At 55.4% G+C, this 15,304-nt stretch carries 15 protein-coding genes; 7 read left to right on the top strand and 8 right to left on the bottom strand.

Features of this window, described 5'->3' with window-relative positions; all coding sequences use genetic code 11:
- Window positions 1-30: 30 nt before the first annotated feature.
- Window positions 31-1,404, bottom strand: a complete 1,374-nt coding sequence (gene cpxA, locus QOT07_RS24550; RefSeq protein ID WP_099063886.1) for an envelope stress sensor histidine kinase CpxA — start codon at window positions 1,402-1,404, stop codon at window positions 31-33.
- Entirely contained in the window at window positions 1,401-2,099 is a 699-nt protein-coding gene (cpxR, locus tag QOT07_RS24545; protein WP_004953234.1) for an envelope stress response regulator transcription factor CpxR, read from the bottom strand. Before cpxR ends, cpxA begins: the two co-directional genes overlap by 4 nt.
- 149 nt (window positions 2,100-2,248) lie before the next feature.
- Here cpxR and cpxP point away from each other — a divergent pair, with 149 nt between their 5' ends.
- The 5 genes from cpxP to QOT07_RS24520 all read left to right on the top strand — a co-directional run bounded on the left by cpxP (window position 2,249) and on the right by QOT07_RS24520 (window position 7,584).
- Complete coding sequence (gene cpxP, locus QOT07_RS24540; RefSeq protein WP_207979986.1) at window positions 2,249-2,743, top strand: cell-envelope stress modulator CpxP; 495 nt, start codon at window positions 2,249-2,251, stop codon at window positions 2,741-2,743.
- 116 nt (window positions 2,744-2,859) lie between these two features.
- Window positions 2,860-3,762, top strand: a complete 903-nt coding sequence (gene fieF, locus QOT07_RS24535) for a CDF family cation-efflux transporter FieF (protein WP_099063884.1) — start codon at window positions 2,860-2,862, stop codon at window positions 3,760-3,762.
- 218 nt (window positions 3,763-3,980) lie between these two features.
- Window positions 3,981-4,943 carry a 6-phosphofructokinase gene (pfkA, locus tag QOT07_RS24530; RefSeq protein WP_085120029.1) on the top strand — a complete coding sequence of 321 codons (963 nt, stop codon included), beginning with the start codon at window positions 3,981-3,983 and terminating at the stop codon, window positions 4,941-4,943.
- Between the two features lie 194 nt (window positions 4,944-5,137).
- Window positions 5,138-6,127 carry a sulfate ABC transporter substrate-binding protein gene (locus QOT07_RS24525; RefSeq protein ID WP_099063943.1) on the top strand — a complete coding sequence of 330 codons (990 nt, stop codon included), beginning with the start codon at window positions 5,138-5,140 and terminating at the stop codon, window positions 6,125-6,127.
- Between the two features lie 119 nt (window positions 6,128-6,246).
- On the top strand, window positions 6,247-7,584 hold the full coding sequence (locus tag QOT07_RS24520) for an IS4 family transposase (protein ID WP_283604132.1): 1,338 nt from the start codon (window positions 6,247-6,249) through the stop codon (window positions 7,582-7,584).
- Between the two features lie 48 nt (window positions 7,585-7,632).
- Here QOT07_RS24520 and tpiA read toward each other — a convergent pair whose 3' ends face one another.
- Window positions 7,633-8,400, bottom strand: coding sequence for a triose-phosphate isomerase (gene tpiA, locus QOT07_RS24515; RefSeq protein WP_085120028.1), 768 nt, complete (start codon window positions 8,398-8,400; stop codon window positions 7,633-7,635).
- Window positions 8,401-8,527: 127 nt separating this feature from the next.
- On the bottom strand, window positions 8,528-9,118 hold the full coding sequence (locus QOT07_RS24510; RefSeq protein ID WP_207980031.1) for a DUF1454 family protein: 591 nt from the start codon (window positions 9,116-9,118) through the stop codon (window positions 8,528-8,530).
- Between the two features lie 198 nt (window positions 9,119-9,316).
- On the opposite strand from QOT07_RS24510, the gene QOT07_RS24505 reads away from it, so the two are divergent.
- Entirely contained in the window at window positions 9,317-9,742 is a 426-nt protein-coding gene (locus QOT07_RS24505) for a DUF805 domain-containing protein (protein ID WP_099063882.1), read from the top strand.
- A gap of 9 nt (window positions 9,743-9,751) precedes the next feature.
- On the opposite strand, the gene fpr is transcribed toward QOT07_RS24505, so the two are convergent.
- On the bottom strand, window positions 9,752-10,498 hold the full coding sequence (fpr, locus tag QOT07_RS24500) for a ferredoxin--NADP(+) reductase (RefSeq protein ID WP_099063881.1): 747 nt from the start codon (window positions 10,496-10,498) through the stop codon (window positions 9,752-9,754).
- Window positions 10,499-10,501: 3 nt separating this feature from the next.
- Entirely contained in the window at window positions 10,502-11,125 is a 624-nt protein-coding gene (locus QOT07_RS24495; protein ID WP_283604130.1) for a helix-turn-helix transcriptional regulator, read from the bottom strand.
- A 296-nt stretch (window positions 11,126-11,421) separates the two neighbouring features.
- Between QOT07_RS24495 and emrD the strand changes: the two genes are divergently transcribed.
- Window positions 11,422-12,606 (top strand): multidrug efflux MFS transporter EmrD, encoded by a 1,185-nt coding sequence (gene emrD, locus QOT07_RS24490; RefSeq protein WP_099063879.1) that lies wholly within the window; start codon window positions 11,422-11,424, stop codon window positions 12,604-12,606.
- 32 nt (window positions 12,607-12,638) lie between these two features.
- Here the strand turns inward: emrD and glpX are convergent, their stop codons facing one another.
- Together glpX and glpK are read right to left on the bottom strand one after the other, a co-directional pair.
- A complete protein-coding gene (gene glpX, locus QOT07_RS24485; protein ID WP_099063878.1) occupies window positions 12,639-13,649 on the bottom strand; it encodes a class II fructose-bisphosphatase in 1,011 nt (336 codons plus the stop codon).
- A gap of 131 nt (window positions 13,650-13,780) precedes the next feature.
- Window positions 13,781-15,289: a glycerol kinase GlpK gene (glpK, locus tag QOT07_RS24480; RefSeq protein ID WP_099063877.1), complete on the bottom strand. Its 1,509-nt coding sequence runs from the start codon at window positions 15,287-15,289 to the stop codon at window positions 13,781-13,783.
- Between the last annotated feature and the right edge of the window lie 15 nt (window positions 15,290-15,304).

Here is a 15,304-nt window from a genome sequence, read left to right as displayed (position 1 = left end):
AGCAAAATCTTACCGGCCTGTCTTAGGCGATCAGCGCTGATGCAAGGGTAACCACAACACCAGACGCAAACCACCGAGCGGGCTGTCTTCCGCTTTCACCCAGCCGCGGTGCTGGTTGACCGCCGCCTCTACGATTGCCAGGCCCAAACCGGTGCCACCGGAGGCGCGATCGCGCGCTTCGTCGGTGCGATAAAACGGTCGGAAAATTTGTTCGCGATCTTCCGCACTGACGCCGGGGCCATCATCATCGACCACAATGGTGATACCCTGATTGTCGGCGCTGAATGCCACGGCGATACGGGTGTTCGAATAGCGCAGGGCGTTACGTACGATATTTTCCAGCGCGCTGTCCAATGCGCCGGCATTGCCGAATAGCGTCCACGGACCCGGAGGGGAGGTAACCTCCAGTTGTTTGCCCATTTGTTCTGCTTCGAAGCCCGCGTCATCCAGCACATTGGCCCACAGTTCATTAGCCAGTAGCCGTTCACGTACCAACTCGCTTTTCTGCTGCCCGCGTGACAATACCAGCAGATCGTTGATCATCGAGTCCAGGCGCTGCGCTTCGGTCTCGATACGCGCCAGTTCACGCCCTTCACCGTGGCGACGGCGCATTAACGCGGTCGCCAATTGCAGACGGGTCAGCGGGGTGCGCAGCTCATGCGAGATGTCGGAGATCAGCCGTTGCTGAGCGGTCATCATGCGTTCCAGCGAGCTGACCATTTGGTTGAAACTGGCACCGGTAGCCAGAAACTCTTGCGGCCCGGCTTCGAGCTCCGGATGTTGTTTCAGGTTGCCGCGTGCTACGTCATCGGCCGCGTTTTTCAGTTTGCGTGCCGGTTTTGCCAGGCTCCAGGCCAGCCACAGCAGTAATGGGGCGCTGATCAACATGGTGACGATCAGCAGCAGCAGCGGCCGGTCGAACATCAGGTTGATGAAGTCGGATTGTGGGCTATTGGCGGGACGGATCAGGTACAACTGGTAGTTGTCTTCACCATCACGTACGGAGAATGGGCCGACCAGTTCGACACGGCCGTATTTTTTCTTCTTCGGGTGGTCGGAATTATCAGATTGGCCGATAAAATTACGCACCAACTGCATTTCGTTGCGCTGCATGTTGCCAATCACCCGGCCTTCGCTGGTGACCAGGAGCAGCCGCTGCCCCGGTGGGGCCCATTTTTCGATGGCGCGGAATAAGCGCCGCCACCACATCAGGTCGTTGGCCGGATCGTTTTGCAACTCGGCCTCGACATGTTGTTCCAGCATCAGCCCCTGCCGCTGCTCGCTGTCCAGCAGCGAGGTCATTTGGCGGGAGTCGAGCTTGGGCACCATCAACACCAGCATCAGCACCAGGGCTAATGTGAACCAGAAAATGGCGAAGATGCGTGCCGTCAAACTGTTGATCATGTCGCAGATACCATTAAGTAACCCCGACCACGCAACGTTTTGAACCACGGATGGCCATCTTTGCGGTTCGGCAGTTTACGTCGCAGGTTGGAGATATGCATGTCGATGGCGCGATCGAACGGTGTCAGGCGTTTGCCCAGCACTTCCTGGCTCAGCAGTTCACGTGAAACCACCTGGCCGAGATGCTGCGCCAGCAGGTACAGCAGGGTAAATTCGGTGCCGGTGAGATCCAGCGTTTGGCCGTCGAAACTGGCTTCCTGACGGCCCGGGTTGAGCTGCAAACCGTCAACGTCCAGCGTGGGTGCGCCGGTATCCACGTTTTGCTGCTGTTCGCTCCAGTTGGAACGGCGCAGGATCGCACGAATACGCGCCACCAGCTCACGATCGTTAAAAGGTTTTGGCAAGTAGTCATCGGCACCCAGTTCCAGGCCCAACACGCGGTCGAGTTCACTGCCGCGTGCGGTCAGCATAATGACCGGCGTCTGGTGGTGCTGACGCAGTTCTTTTAAGGTATCGATACCGTTTTTCTTCGGCATCATGATATCGAGCAACAGCAGATCGATGGAGCTGTCCAGAAGCGACAACGCCTGTTCACCATCGTAAGCCACGACGATGGTAAAGCCTTCCATTTCAAGCAGTTCTTTTAACAGCGAGGTCAGCTCGCGGTCGTCGTCAACTAACAGAATTTTATTCATTGTGTATTTTCCTCCTGACGCAAAATACGTCATCAACTGTTGGCATTCCATGACTTTACGTAGTTTTACATGCACTGACGCATGTTTGCAGGTGCAGCAGTACACTGCTCCTCGTTGATTCGCAAAGTGAGAAAGCACGAGGAGTTAAAATGCGTAAGGTGACCGCATTAGTTATGGCATCAATGCTGGCAATAGGTTCTACCGCTGCGTTCGCTGCCGACACTACATCGGAAACTGTACCGACTCCCGGAAGCGACGCGATGACCAGAGCACCCGGTCAGCACCATATGTTTGATGGTGTCAGCCTGACCGAAGAGCAGCGTCAGCGAATGCGCGATTTAATGCGCCAGGCGCGCCACGATCTGCCTGGTGTCAATGTAGCTGAAATGGAAGCCATGCATAAGCTGGTGACCGCAGACAAATTTGATGAAGCCGCCGTGTATGCCCAGGCGGAACAGATGGCTCAGCAACAGGTTAAGCGCCAGGTCGAAATGGCCAGAGTGCGCAACCAAATGTATAACCTGCTGACGCCACAGCAAAAAAGTGTTTTAGACCAGAAGCATCAGCAGCGCATGCAGCAGATGGAGCAACAAATTTCTGGTTTGCAGCAAACTTCTGCCCAGAAGTTAAGTATGACTGAGTAGTCCCTGTTTTTCCTTGCCATAGACACCATCCCTGTCTTCCCCCGCCATGATGGCGGGGTTTTTTTTGTCCATCATTCCGCTATATTGACCCTCTTAATGTTTAACCGGGATGGGTTATGGAACCGCAATATGCGCGTCTGGTGAAATCCGCTGCGTTAGCTGCCACCGCATTGGCCTCCATACTGTTAATGATCAAAATTGTCGCCTGGTACCACACCGGTTCAGTGAGCTTGCTGGCGGCGTTGGTGGATTCTTTGGTGGATATTGCCGCATCGCTGACTAATCTGCTGGTGGTGCGTTATTCGCTGCAGCCGGCTGACGAGGAACACACTTTCGGGCACGGTAAGGCCGAGTCATTGGCTGCGCTGGCACAAAGCATGTTTATTTCCGGCTCGGCCCTGTTTTTGTTCCTGACGGGTTTCCAACATCTGTACTCCCCGGAAACGCTACGTGATCCCGGCATTGGTATTGCCGTGACGGTGGTGGCCTTGTTCAGCACCTTGCTCTTGGTCACATATCAGCGTTGGGTGGTAAGAAAAACCCGCAGTCAGGCGGTGCGAGCAGATATGCTGCATTATCAGTCAGATGTCATGATGAATGGTGCTATTCTTATAGCGCTTGCGCTAAGCTGGTACGGTTTTCAACGGGCGGATGCGCTGTTTGCATTGGGCATTGGCGTCTACATTCTTTATAGCGCGCTGCGGATGGGTCATGAGGCGGTGCAATCGCTGCTGGACAGGGCATTGCCGGACGATGAACGTCAGGCGATCATCGATGTGGTTTCTTCCTGGCCAGGGGTGAAAGGTGCACACGATTTGCGTACCCGCCAGTCTGGCCCGACGCGTTTTATCCAGTTGCATCTGGAGATGGACGATGCGTTGCCACTGATGCAGGCACATCTTTTGGCCGAGCAGGTGGAACAGGCATTGTTGCATCGTTTCCCCGGAGCGGATGTCCTCATCCATCAGGACCCCTGTTCCGTGGTACCAGAGGGGCGACAGGGGCGTTGGGAGCTATAATCAATGTAGGGCCGGTGAGAGCCGTTTTGCGGTTAGCTCAGCGTGCCATGGTGGTTTTTTACCGCAATATTGCGTGACTTGAATCAATTCAGCTGGGTGTTTTTGTTATAATATCCAGCAATAAGCCGTAAAGCTGGTTTTCTGCAGCCGGAGAGGTTTCAAGACAATCGGCGAATACAGAATTCTTAAGAAATTGCATCTACAGTTCAGAGGTAGTCATGATCAAGAAAATCGGTGTACTGACAAGTGGCGGTGATTCGCCGGGTATGAACGCTGCGATCCGTGGCGTTGTGCGTGCTGCCCTTTCAGAGGGTCTGGAAGTTTTTGGTATTTACGATGGCTACCTTGGTTTGTACGAAGATCGCATGGAAAAATTGGACCGCTACAGCGTGTCCGATATGATCAATCGCGGCGGCACCTTCCTCGGTTCAGCCCGTTTCCCGGAATTCAGAGACGACAGCGTACGCGCCAAGGCGATTGAAAACCTGAAAAACCGCGATATCGATGCGCTGGTGGTCATTGGCGGTGATGGTTCCTATATGGGTGCCAAACGCCTGACGGAAGAGGGTTTCCCTTGTATCGGTCTGCCTGGCACCATCGATAACGACGTGGCCGGTACCGACTACACCATTGGTTATTTCACTGCGCTTGAAACCGTGGTGGAAGCGATTGACCGGTTGCGCGATACCTCATCCTCACATCAGCGTATTTCCATCGTTGAAGTGATGGGACGTTATTGCGGCGATCTGACGCTGGCGGCGGCTATCGCCGGTGGTTGCGAGTTTATCGTGTTGCCTGAGATTGAGTTCAACCGCGAAGATCTGGTGTGTGAAATCAAGGCTGGCATCGACAAAGGTAAAAAACACGCGATCGTGGCGATCACCGAACACATCTGCGATATCGATGAGTTGGCGCGCCATATCGAGCAAGAAACCAAGCGTGAAACCCGCGCCACCGTGTTGGGTCATATTCAGCGCGGTGGTTCGCCGGTAGCTTACGACCGCATTCTGGCTTCCCGCATGGGCGCTTACGCCATCGAGCTGTTGTTGCAGGGCTACGGTGGTCGCTGTGTCGGTATCCAAAACGAGAAGATGGTGCATCACGACATCATCGATGCGATCGAAAATATGAAGCGTCCCTTCAAGGGCGACTGGCTGGAAACGGCGAAAAAACTCTACTGATCCCGTTTTAATTCAGGCAATAGAAGCCTCCGCATGCGGAGGCTTTTTTTATCCCCAGCAGCAGATATATTCCATAATCGTCTAGCCCAACATTTTTTATTCTTTAATTGATAGGAGAGTTTCTGGCAGGCTCTGATGCTAAATCAACCGATTGAGGTTGCGATTATTTTTCCTGGGAGAGCGAGTCGATGCGTATGCGTAAATGGGGTGTAGGTCTGACAATCATGCTGCTGGCGTCTGGTGCCATGGCGAAAGATATCCAATTGCTGAACGTTTCATACGACCCGACGCGTGAATTCTATCAGGAATATAACACCGCATTCGGTAAATACTGGCAGCAACAGACCGGCGATAAAGTCACTGTACGCCAGTCGCATGGTGGTTCAGGCAAGCAGGCGACCTCGGTCATTAACGGCATTGAGGCCGACGTGGTGACACTGGCGCTGGCTTATGACGTGGATGCTATCGCCGAGCGCGGACGCATTGATAAAGAGTGGATCAAACGCCTGCCGGATAACTCGGCACCTTACACCTCGACCATTGTGTTCCTGGTGCGAAAAGGCAACCCAAAACAAATTCACGATTGGGCAGATTTGATTAAACCGGGTGTCTCGGTGATTACTCCGAACCCGAAAACCTCCGGCGGTGCACGCTGGAACTATCTGGCTGCCTGGGGTTACGCGCTGCATCAGAACAATAACGACCAGGCCAAGGCGCAGGAATTCGTTAAAAACCTGTATAAGAACGTCGAAGTGCTGGACTCCGGTGCGCGCGGCTCAACCAATACTTTCGTTGAACGTGGTATCGGCGATGTGTTGATCGCCTGGGAAAACGAAGCGCTGCTGGCGGAAAAAGAGCTGGGCAAGGACAAGTTTGAAATTATCACCCCGAGTGAATCGATTCTGGCTGAGCCGACCGTGTCGGTGGTGGATAAGGTGGTTGATAAGCGCGGTACCCGTGATATCGCTACGGCTTACCTGAAGTATTTGTATACGCCAGAAGGGCAAACCATCGCGGCGAAAAACTATTACCGTCCACGTGATGCGGCAGTGGCGGCCAAGTTTGCCGACCAGTTCCCGAAACTGAAGCTGTTCACCGTAGATGATACTTTCGGTGGCTGGACTCAGGCGCAGAAGGTGCACTTCGCCACTGGCGGTGTGTTCGACGAAATCAGCAAGCGTTGATGACGAATGGCAACAATAAAAAACCCCGGCAAGCCGCAATGCCGATCAGTTAAGGATCGGTTGACCGATCCTTAATCTGCGGCAATATAACGGCTTCCATTACAGGGAGCCGTTTTCTTATGCCACTTCTCGATGACCTGCTCAGTTTTAGCGACCAGCCTTTGTTACCGCCACCTTCTGCGCAGATTTTTGCTGAACATCTTCCTGTTGAATGGCTCCAGCATTGCCTTTCTCTGTCTACCCATGCCACCGTCAGACGCCGCCGCCTGCCCGGGGACATGGTGGTCTGGATGGTCGTTTGTATGGCCTTCTTTCGTAATGAGCCCATTACCGATATTGTCCGCCGCCTTAACCTCAGTGCCGATGGCGAAGCCGGCACGCAGCTTCTGGCACGCAGCGCCATTACACAGGCACGCCAGCGTGTCGGTGCTGCCCCTGTTGAATGGCTGTTTCGCCAGACAGCACGAACCTGGGGGACTGAACGCTATCCCAAAGATGACTGGAGAGGATTGCAGCTCTTTGCCGTCGACGGTGCACAACTGCGTACGCCCGATGAACCGGAACTTCGTGCGCATTTTGGTTCCAGTAACACCTCTACAGACCGACAGAGTCCTTTTCCGGTGATGCGTCTGGTGGCGTTGATGAACCTGAGCAGTCATGTTCTGCTGGATGCGGTCACCGGGCCTTACCGGTGTAGCGAGACCCGGTTGGCGCATGACCTGATTAAGGCGTTACCGGATAACTCCATCACCCTGTTTGATAAGCTATTTTTTAGTGCGGATTTACTAACAGGGGTGAACCATGGCGGCGAAAATCGCCACTGGCTACTGCCTGCCCGCAAAGGGATGGTCGCAGACGTGCAGGAAAGCTACGGAGCGGGCGACCGTCTGCTAAAAATGAAAGTCTCTGCGCAGGCTCGAAAGCAAAACCCGGCCCTTCCTGAGTCCTGGTATGCCCGGGCGGTCAGTTACGATATCGGCGGTGTGGAGAAAACCGTGCTGACTTCATTGCCTGCGGATCGTTATCCGGCCAAAGCGGTGGCGGAGCTTTATCATTCCCGATGGGAAATCGAAGTGGGTTTTCGCAATATCAAAAGCAGCCTGCAGAGTAATGCGATGGTGCTGAGAAGGCGCAAAGTGGAGTTGCTGCATCAGGAAGTGTGGGGGTTGCTGCTGGCTTACAACCTTATCAGGCGGGAAGCGGCGCTGACGGCAAAACAGTATAAAAGAGCGCCGTCGGAGATGAGTTTTAAATTTGCTTTTGGGGTAATAGCGACGGAACTGATAGTGCTGGGTAATACGGTATCCCCCGGAACGATACCGAAACGGCTGATGCACCTGAGGGGGAGTTTGGAGGCGATGTTCATAACAAAACGCCCCCGACCATCAAGGCCGAGGGCGGTTAAGATATCAAAAACCCGTTATCCGGTGAATCGTTATGCCTCACCACTTAAGTGAACGGCATTGCCGGCAAGCCGGGGTTTTTTATTTATAAGCCGAGTGAAATCAGGCTTTTTTAGCAGCAGCAGCGGCTTTGACGATCACGGCGAAAGCATCGGCTTTCAGTGATGCGCCGCCAACCAGCGCGCCGTCGATATCCGGCTGGGTGAACAGTTCTGCGGCATTCTTGTCGTTCACGGAACCGCCGTACTGGATGATCACTTCTGCAGCCACGGCTGCGTCCTGCTTGGCGATGTGATCGCGGATAAATTTGTGTACTGCCTGTGCTTGCGCAGGGGTAGCAGACTTACCGGTACCGATAGCCCAAATTGGTTCATAAGCGATAACCGCGCCTTTAAAGGCTTCAGCACCCTGGGTTTTCAGCACGGCGTCGATCTGGCGTGCACAAACTTCTTCGGTTTTACCCGCTTCGTTTTCTGCGTCAGTTTCACCGATGCACAGCACTGGGATCAGACCGGCAGTTTTCAGCACGGCAAATTTTTCGGCGATCGCAGCGTCAGTTTCTTTGTGGTAAGTGCGACGCTCGGAGTGGCCGATGATGATGTATTGAGCACCAACATCTTTCAGCATGTCGGCGGAAACTTCACCGGTGAATGCGCCGGACAGGTTCACGTCTACGTTTTGGGCGCCCAGGGCAATGCGGCTGCCGGCCAGTGCGTGCTTGGCCTGGTCCAGATACATGACCGGTGGTGCGATAGCAACGCCACAACCGTCAACGCTGCTCAGCTCATTGCGCAGCGCGGCGATCAGTTCGTTAACCATGTGAGTGCTGCCGTTGAGCTTCCAGTTACCCATAACTAATGGATGACGCATGTTTTTTCCTCCAACAAGGGAACGCGAGAGTCGAAATAACCACTGCCGGACCGGCAGTTTACCTGCCCAACAGTATAGAGATGATTAAGCGCGAAGGCTTTGCTTTTCGTCATTAAATAGCCAGCTGTTACGGCTCGGATAACGCCAGCTTAACCGGTTCAACAGCGAAAGTTATCCCTTTATCGCCGTTGTCTGCCACCACATAACGGATTGCGCCGATCTGCTGTTGGTAGAAGCGTGAACCTTTGCCTTTTTCCAACAGGTTAGCCACTTTGCTCAGGCTTTTTTCCACCGTCAGCGCCGGTTCAAACTGGCGCATCAGTGCGGCCATATAACTGATGGCGCTGGTGCGGGCGGCCTTTTCTTCACTGCTCTGCTGCAGCGGCAGGTGGGTGATCTGCAGCGTTTTGATTTTGCCGGTGCCTTTTTCCAGCGCGATGGAGGCGTAGAGATTTTCGTTCAACTTGCTGGCGGCACGCGTCAGCAACGGCGTGTCGTCTTCTGCCGTTGCGATGGCACGAAATTCACCAATCGGCAGCGTTGGGTTGTCGCGGTTATATTTTTCGCGGAATTTTACCACCGTCAGATCAAACGTCGGCGCCCCGGCCAGCAGGTACGGCGCGGTGGGCGACGCACTGACGGCGGCATCCGGCGGATCGGCCCAGGCACTGCTGATACCCAACAACAGGCAGGCGATGGCGATGGTTTTTCTCAGCATGGCATACGACATCAAGAACAAAGATGGCTCCGATTAAAGCGATAACCGAGGGGGGTTGTCAAAGATCCCGCGCCATTATCGCTTGCTGACAGGAAAGCTGTGCGTTACTCCGCGTAATGCAGGGCGGAAATCTTCGCCCTGCAGCGCCTATGTTACACTGCACGGCAGAATATGGGCAGGCTAACAATGCAGGATTCAATGACAATACAACAGTGGTGCTTTTCGTTTAAGGGCCGAATTGGGCGGCGTGATTTCTGGATTTGGATGGTGTTATGGTTGCTGCTGATGGCGGTGGCTTTTTCTCTGGCCAGTCGTGAGCTGGTGGATATCCAGACCATTGCATTCTTTATCGTGGGGTTGCTGTGGCCGACGGCGGCGGTGCTGGTGAAACGGCTGCACGACCGCAACAAAGCAGGCTGGTGGGCGTTGTTGCTGATCCTGGCGTGGTTGCTGGCGGCGGGCAACTGGCAAATGCTGGCCCCGCTCTGGCAATGGGGCGTCGGGCGGTTTGTCCCGACGCTGATCATTGTGATGATGATGATCGATTTGGGCGCGTTTGTCGGCACGCCCGACACCAACCGTTTTGGCCCACCGGCCGAACCGGTGAAGTTCGGCGCGGACTGAGGTAACAGCTTACCAGTATTGCTCGCTGGTGATATGGCCCGGCTTGCGGCGCAGGTGCTTGCGCATCTGCCGCTGATCTTTCAGCGTTTGTTGGGTATCCCGCACCATTTGCGGGTTACCGCACAGCATGACGTGGTCAGTTTCAGCGTCTAGGGGTAATCCCACCGCTGCTTCCAGCCGGCCATCCTCGATCAGCGCCGGCACGCGGCCCGTCAGTGAACCGCTGACTTCTTCGCGACTAACGATAGTCTGAATGCGCAGTTTACCGTTGTAGCGCTGCTGTAATTGTTGCATCAGCGGCAGGTAGCTGAGATCGCGCGCAAAGCGGGTGGCATGTACCAGCACCAGGTTTTTGAAACGCTCCAGGTCTTTGCCTTCCTGCAGCATCGACAGGTAAGGGCCAATCGCGGTTCCGGTCGCCAACATCCACAGGGTGTCGCATTCAGGCACTTCCTCCAGCACGAAAAATCCGGCGGCCTCTTTGGTCACCATCACTTCCGATCCCGGCTGCAGCTGATTGAGGCGTGGGCTCAGTTTACCTTCCGGCACGGTAACCAGATAAAACTCCAGATTTGGGTCACTGGGAGCGTTGACGTAGGAATAGGCGCGTTGCACGCGCTCGCCGTCAATTTCCAGCGCCAGTTTGGCAAATTGCCCGGCGGTAAAAGGAGCAATGGGGGCATGGACGGTAATGCTGAACAGCCCGTCTGTCCATTGCGTGACTTGCGTAACCTTGCCATTAACCCAGTCAGCCATACTCTAAAGCTCCAATCGTCGAATCAAATAAGCGCAATGTCGTGAACCGGAAATAGCGTGCGCAGTACGCTCTATGCGATAGCCGTGGCCAAACAAACGGTTAAACAGTTGCAGCTCCGAGTTGCACAGGCTACTGCAGGCGGTGGCCGCCACGCCGATCGGGCAGTGGTTTTCCACCAGTAACATGCCCTGCGGATGCTCAACCAGTTCGGCCATGTAGCCATCATGCTGCCGCAGACGCACCAGTCGGGTGAGTTTGGCCTGATGGCAGGTTTCCTCTGACAGCTCTTCGGCATAGCGATGATAAAGCTTGTCTTCGCGCGCATTCAGTAGCTGCTCCACCTCTTCAGCGCCAAACAGCTGATGGGCAGATCCCAACATCTCTGCCGCCAGCCGATCGTGGCCATTGGCAAACTGGGCGTGGCCCTGATGGGTCAGCGACCAGTAACGGGTGGGGCGACCTACTTTGGTACGCGCTTCCTCGTAATCAACCAGCTCACGTTTCTCCAGGGATTGCAGATGCTGACGGATACCCATGGGGGTGATGTCCAGACGCTCAGCCAGCATTTTGGCTGAATGTGGCCCCAGGGTTTTTAACTGCAATAAAATCAGCTCTGTTGTTTTCATAAACCCAATCCCTATGGTGTTATTTTATTTCAAGATGATGAAAATAATTATCGATTAAATGCTAAAGCCAAACTATTGAAAGTTTGCCATTTTTAACCCATAAGCGGTAGACGTACAGTTTAATTTACGAGGCTGGTTGGCTTTGCTGCCACTGTGACGGAGATCAATATCTGTCTGAAACTCGCTAAAAAAATCAAATTTGTTAGCTTATGCCGCCATAGAGGGCTGCTCGCCGTTCTGGCTGATTTTCGGGCCATACCGGGACGCTGTGACGAGTTAATACGTTAACGAAGATAATGAGAAAAATAGAAAACTTTCACCTGTTGGTGATGCTTACCCTGTTAGTGGCCGTCGGTCAGATGGCACAAACCATTTATGTCCCCGTTGTCGCTGATATTGCTAAAGATTTCTCGGTACGATCCGGTGCGGTGCAGCGCGTGATGGCGGCCTATCTGATGACCTATGGTTTCTCGCAGCTGATTTACGGCCCGCTGTCGGACCGTATTGGCCGCCGCCCGGTGATCCTGGCCGGGATGATGATTTTCATGATTGGCGCTCTGGGTGCGCTGTTGTCCAATAACCTGACGATGCTGGTTGCCGCCAGTGCCATTCAGGGGATGGGGACCGGTGTGGCTGGGGTGATGGCGCGAACCATGCCGCGTGATCTGTATGCCGGTACCTCGCTGCGCTATGCCAACAGCCTGCTTAACATGGGGATTCTGGTTAGCCCGCTGCTGGCGCCGATCATCGGCGGAGCATTGGCGATGGTATTTGGCTGGCGTGCCTGCTATGCCTTCCTGTTGGTACTCTGTGCCGGTGTGGCTTTCGCCATGTTCCGCTGGCTACCGGAAACCCGCCCGCAGCAGACCGAGAAACGACGAATGCTGGCAAGCTTCCGCAAGCTGTTGGCCGACGGGACCTTCAGTTGCTATCTGGTGATGCTGATTGGCGCTTTGGCGGGGATCGCGGTCTTTGAAGCCAGCTGTGGCGTGCTGATGGGCGGCGTGCTGGGTCTGAGCGGTCTGACCGTCAGTATCCTGTTTATTCTGCCAATTCCGGCGGCGTTCTTTGGGGCCTGGTATGCCGGTCGTGACGGTAAAACCTTCCACAGCCTGGTGTGGCATTCGGTGATCAGTTGCCTGCTGGCGGGCCTGATGATGTGGATCCCTGGGTGGTTTGGCGTGATGAACATCTGGACGCTGATTGTACCTGCGGCGTTGTTCTTCTTCGGGGCCGGTATGATGTTTCCGCTGGCGACCACCGGGGCGATGGAGCCATTCCCCTATCTGGCCGGTGCGGCTGGCGCGTTGGTCGGGGGCATGCAGAATATGGGCTCCGGCCTGGCGACCTGGCTTTCCGCCATGTTGCCGCAGACCGGGCAGTTTAGCCTTGGCCTGCTGATGTTTGCCATGGCGTTACTGATTCTGCTGTGCTGGTGGCCGTTGTCCCACCGGATGCAGCATCAGGGACATACCGTATAAAACGAACAGGGCGCCTTCGGCGCCCTGTTTAATTACAGCAGAAACTCGTGCAGCGCCGGGTCTTTACGATCCAGATAATGGGTCGAGCGGATGCGGCGGATAGTGCGTGACTTGCCGCGGATCAACAGCGTTTCCGTGGTGGCCATATTGCCCTGACGGCTAATGCCTTCCAACAAATCGCCCTTGGTGATGCCGGTGGCGGAGAAAATCACGTTGTCGTTGCGCGCCATGTCATCCAGCAGCAGCACCTTGCCGGCTTCAATCCCCATCTCTTTACAGCGTGCCAGCTCCTCTTCGCCGATGCGACGATTCTCGGCGCTGTCGCCTTTGACCTGATGACGCGGCAGCAGGCGTGCCTGCATATCACCGTCCAGAGCACGGATCACCGCGGCAGAAATTACCCCTTCCGGCGCGCCGCCGATACCGTACATCACGTCGACTTCACTGTCTGGCATGCAGCTCAGGATTGAGGCCGCCACGTCGCCGTCGGGGATAGCGAACACTCGCACCCCGAGCTGCTGCATTTGGGCAATAACGCCATCGTGACGCGGCTTGGCCAGGATCACCACCGTCAGTTGGCTCAGTGGCTTGCCCAGGCAGACCGCGACGTTGTTCAGGTTCTCAGCCAGCGGCAGGTTAAGATCGATAGCGCCGCGCGCTGCCGGGCCCACCACCAGTTTTTCCATATACATGTCAGGGGCGTGCAGGAAGGTGCCGCGATCGCCCACCGCCAGCACTGCCAACGCATTGGGCTGGCCCATGGCGGTCATGCGGGTGCCTTCGATGGGATCGACGGCGATATCCACCGCGTCTCCCTGGCCGCTGCCAACCTGTTCGCCGATATACAGCATCGGCGCTTCATCAATTTCGCCTTCGCCGATCACGATGCGGCCGTCGATATCCACTTTATTGAGCATAATGCGCATTGCGTTGACCGCAGCGCCGTCGGCGGCGTTCTTGTCGCCGCGTCCCAGCCATTTATAGCCCGCCAGCGCGGCGGCTTCGGTAACGCGGGAAAATTCGATGGCTAATTCACGTTTCATGGCAAAACCTGTCTGTGAGAAAGGAAGAAAATATCGGCAAAGTTTATCACAGCACGCGGCGGCGGGGACGGGGCAAAAAAATGCGCCGCCCGGAGGCAGCGCATGATGGGGGTTAACCGGGCAAACAAGCGTTAGTCGTGCTCTTCCCAGGCTTGTGCGCGGGCAACCGCTTTTTTCCAACCGCTGTAACGGAAGTTACGCTCGGTGGTTTCAATGCTTGGGCGGAACTCACGCTCGATGACCGCTTTGCTCTTCACTTCATCCAGGTCATTCCAGTAGCCGATAGCCAGGCCTGCCAGGAATGCGGCACCCAGTGCCGTCGACTCACGCACCTCAGGACGCTCTACACGAGTACCGAGGATGTCAGACTGGAACTGCATCAGGAAGTTGTTAGCGACCGCGCCACCGTCCACACGCAGCGATTGCAGGCGAGTGTTGGAGTCGGCTTGCATGGCATCCAGCACGTCGCGCGTCTGGTAGGCAATGGATTCCAGCGTGGCACGAATGATGTGGTTGCTGTTCGCGCCGCGGGTCAGGCCGAAGATGGCGCCACGGGCATACGGGTCCCAGTAAGGTGCGCCCAGACCGGTGAAGGCCGGTACCACGTACACGCCGTTGCTGTCTTTCACCTTGGTGGCGAAGTATTCGGAGTCGGCCGCATCGCTGATCAGTTTCAGCTCATCGCGTAGCCACTGAATGGAGGCGCCGCCAATGAAGACCGCTCCTTCCAGCGCGTAGTTCACTTCGCCGCGTGGGCCGCAGGCGATAGTGGTCAGCAGGCCGTGGTTAGAACGTACCGCTTCTTTGCCGGTGTTCATCAGCAGGAAGCAGCCGGTGCCGTAGGTGTTTTTCGCCATGCCCGGTTGAACGCACAGTTGGCCGTACAGCGCCGCCTGCTGGTCACCGGCGATACCGGCGATAGGAATACGCGTACCGCCTTTACCCCCGATGTTGGTCTGGCCGTACACTTCAGAAGACGAACGGACTTTTGGCAGCATGGCGCGCGGGATATCCAGCGCTTCCAGCATGCGTTCATCCCAGTCCAGCTCATGGATGTTGAACATCATGGTACGTGAGGCGTTGGTGTAATCGGTCACATGCACCCGCCCTTGGGTCATTTTCCACACCAGCCAGGTGTCGACAGTACCGAACAGCAGCTCACCGCGTTTGGCGCGTTCACGGGCGCCTTCAACGTGATCGAGGATCCATTTTACCTTGGTGCCGGAGAAGTACGGGTCAACCACCAGACCGGTGTTGTGACGAATGTACTCTTCCATGCCATCGCGTTTGAGTTTTTCACAGATGTCGGCGGTGCGGCGGCATTGCCAGACGATGGCGTTATAGATCGGTTTGCCGGTCTCTTTTTCCCAGACGATGGTGGTTTCGCGCTGGTTGGTGATGCCGATACCGGCGATCTGATCGGAATTGATGTCGGCTTTTGCCAGCACTTCCACCAGCGTGGAGCTTTGTGACGACCAGATCTCCATCGGATCATGCTCAACCCAGCCGGCTTTCGGGTAAATCTGCGTGAATTCACGCTGCGACACCGCAACAATATTGGCATCGTGGTCTAGCACTACGGCACGTGAACTGGTAGTTCCCTGGTCGAGAGCGACAATGTATTTTTTTTCTACAGTCATGATTTTAGTCCTGCT

The organism is Serratia proteamaculans (assembly GCF_949794035.1).
Classification (GTDB): domain Bacteria; phylum Pseudomonadota; class Gammaproteobacteria; order Enterobacterales; family Enterobacteriaceae; genus Serratia; species Serratia proteamaculans.
The sequence above is the reverse complement of the archived record's forward strand: the minus strand, read 5'-3'. Positions and strand labels throughout refer to the sequence as shown.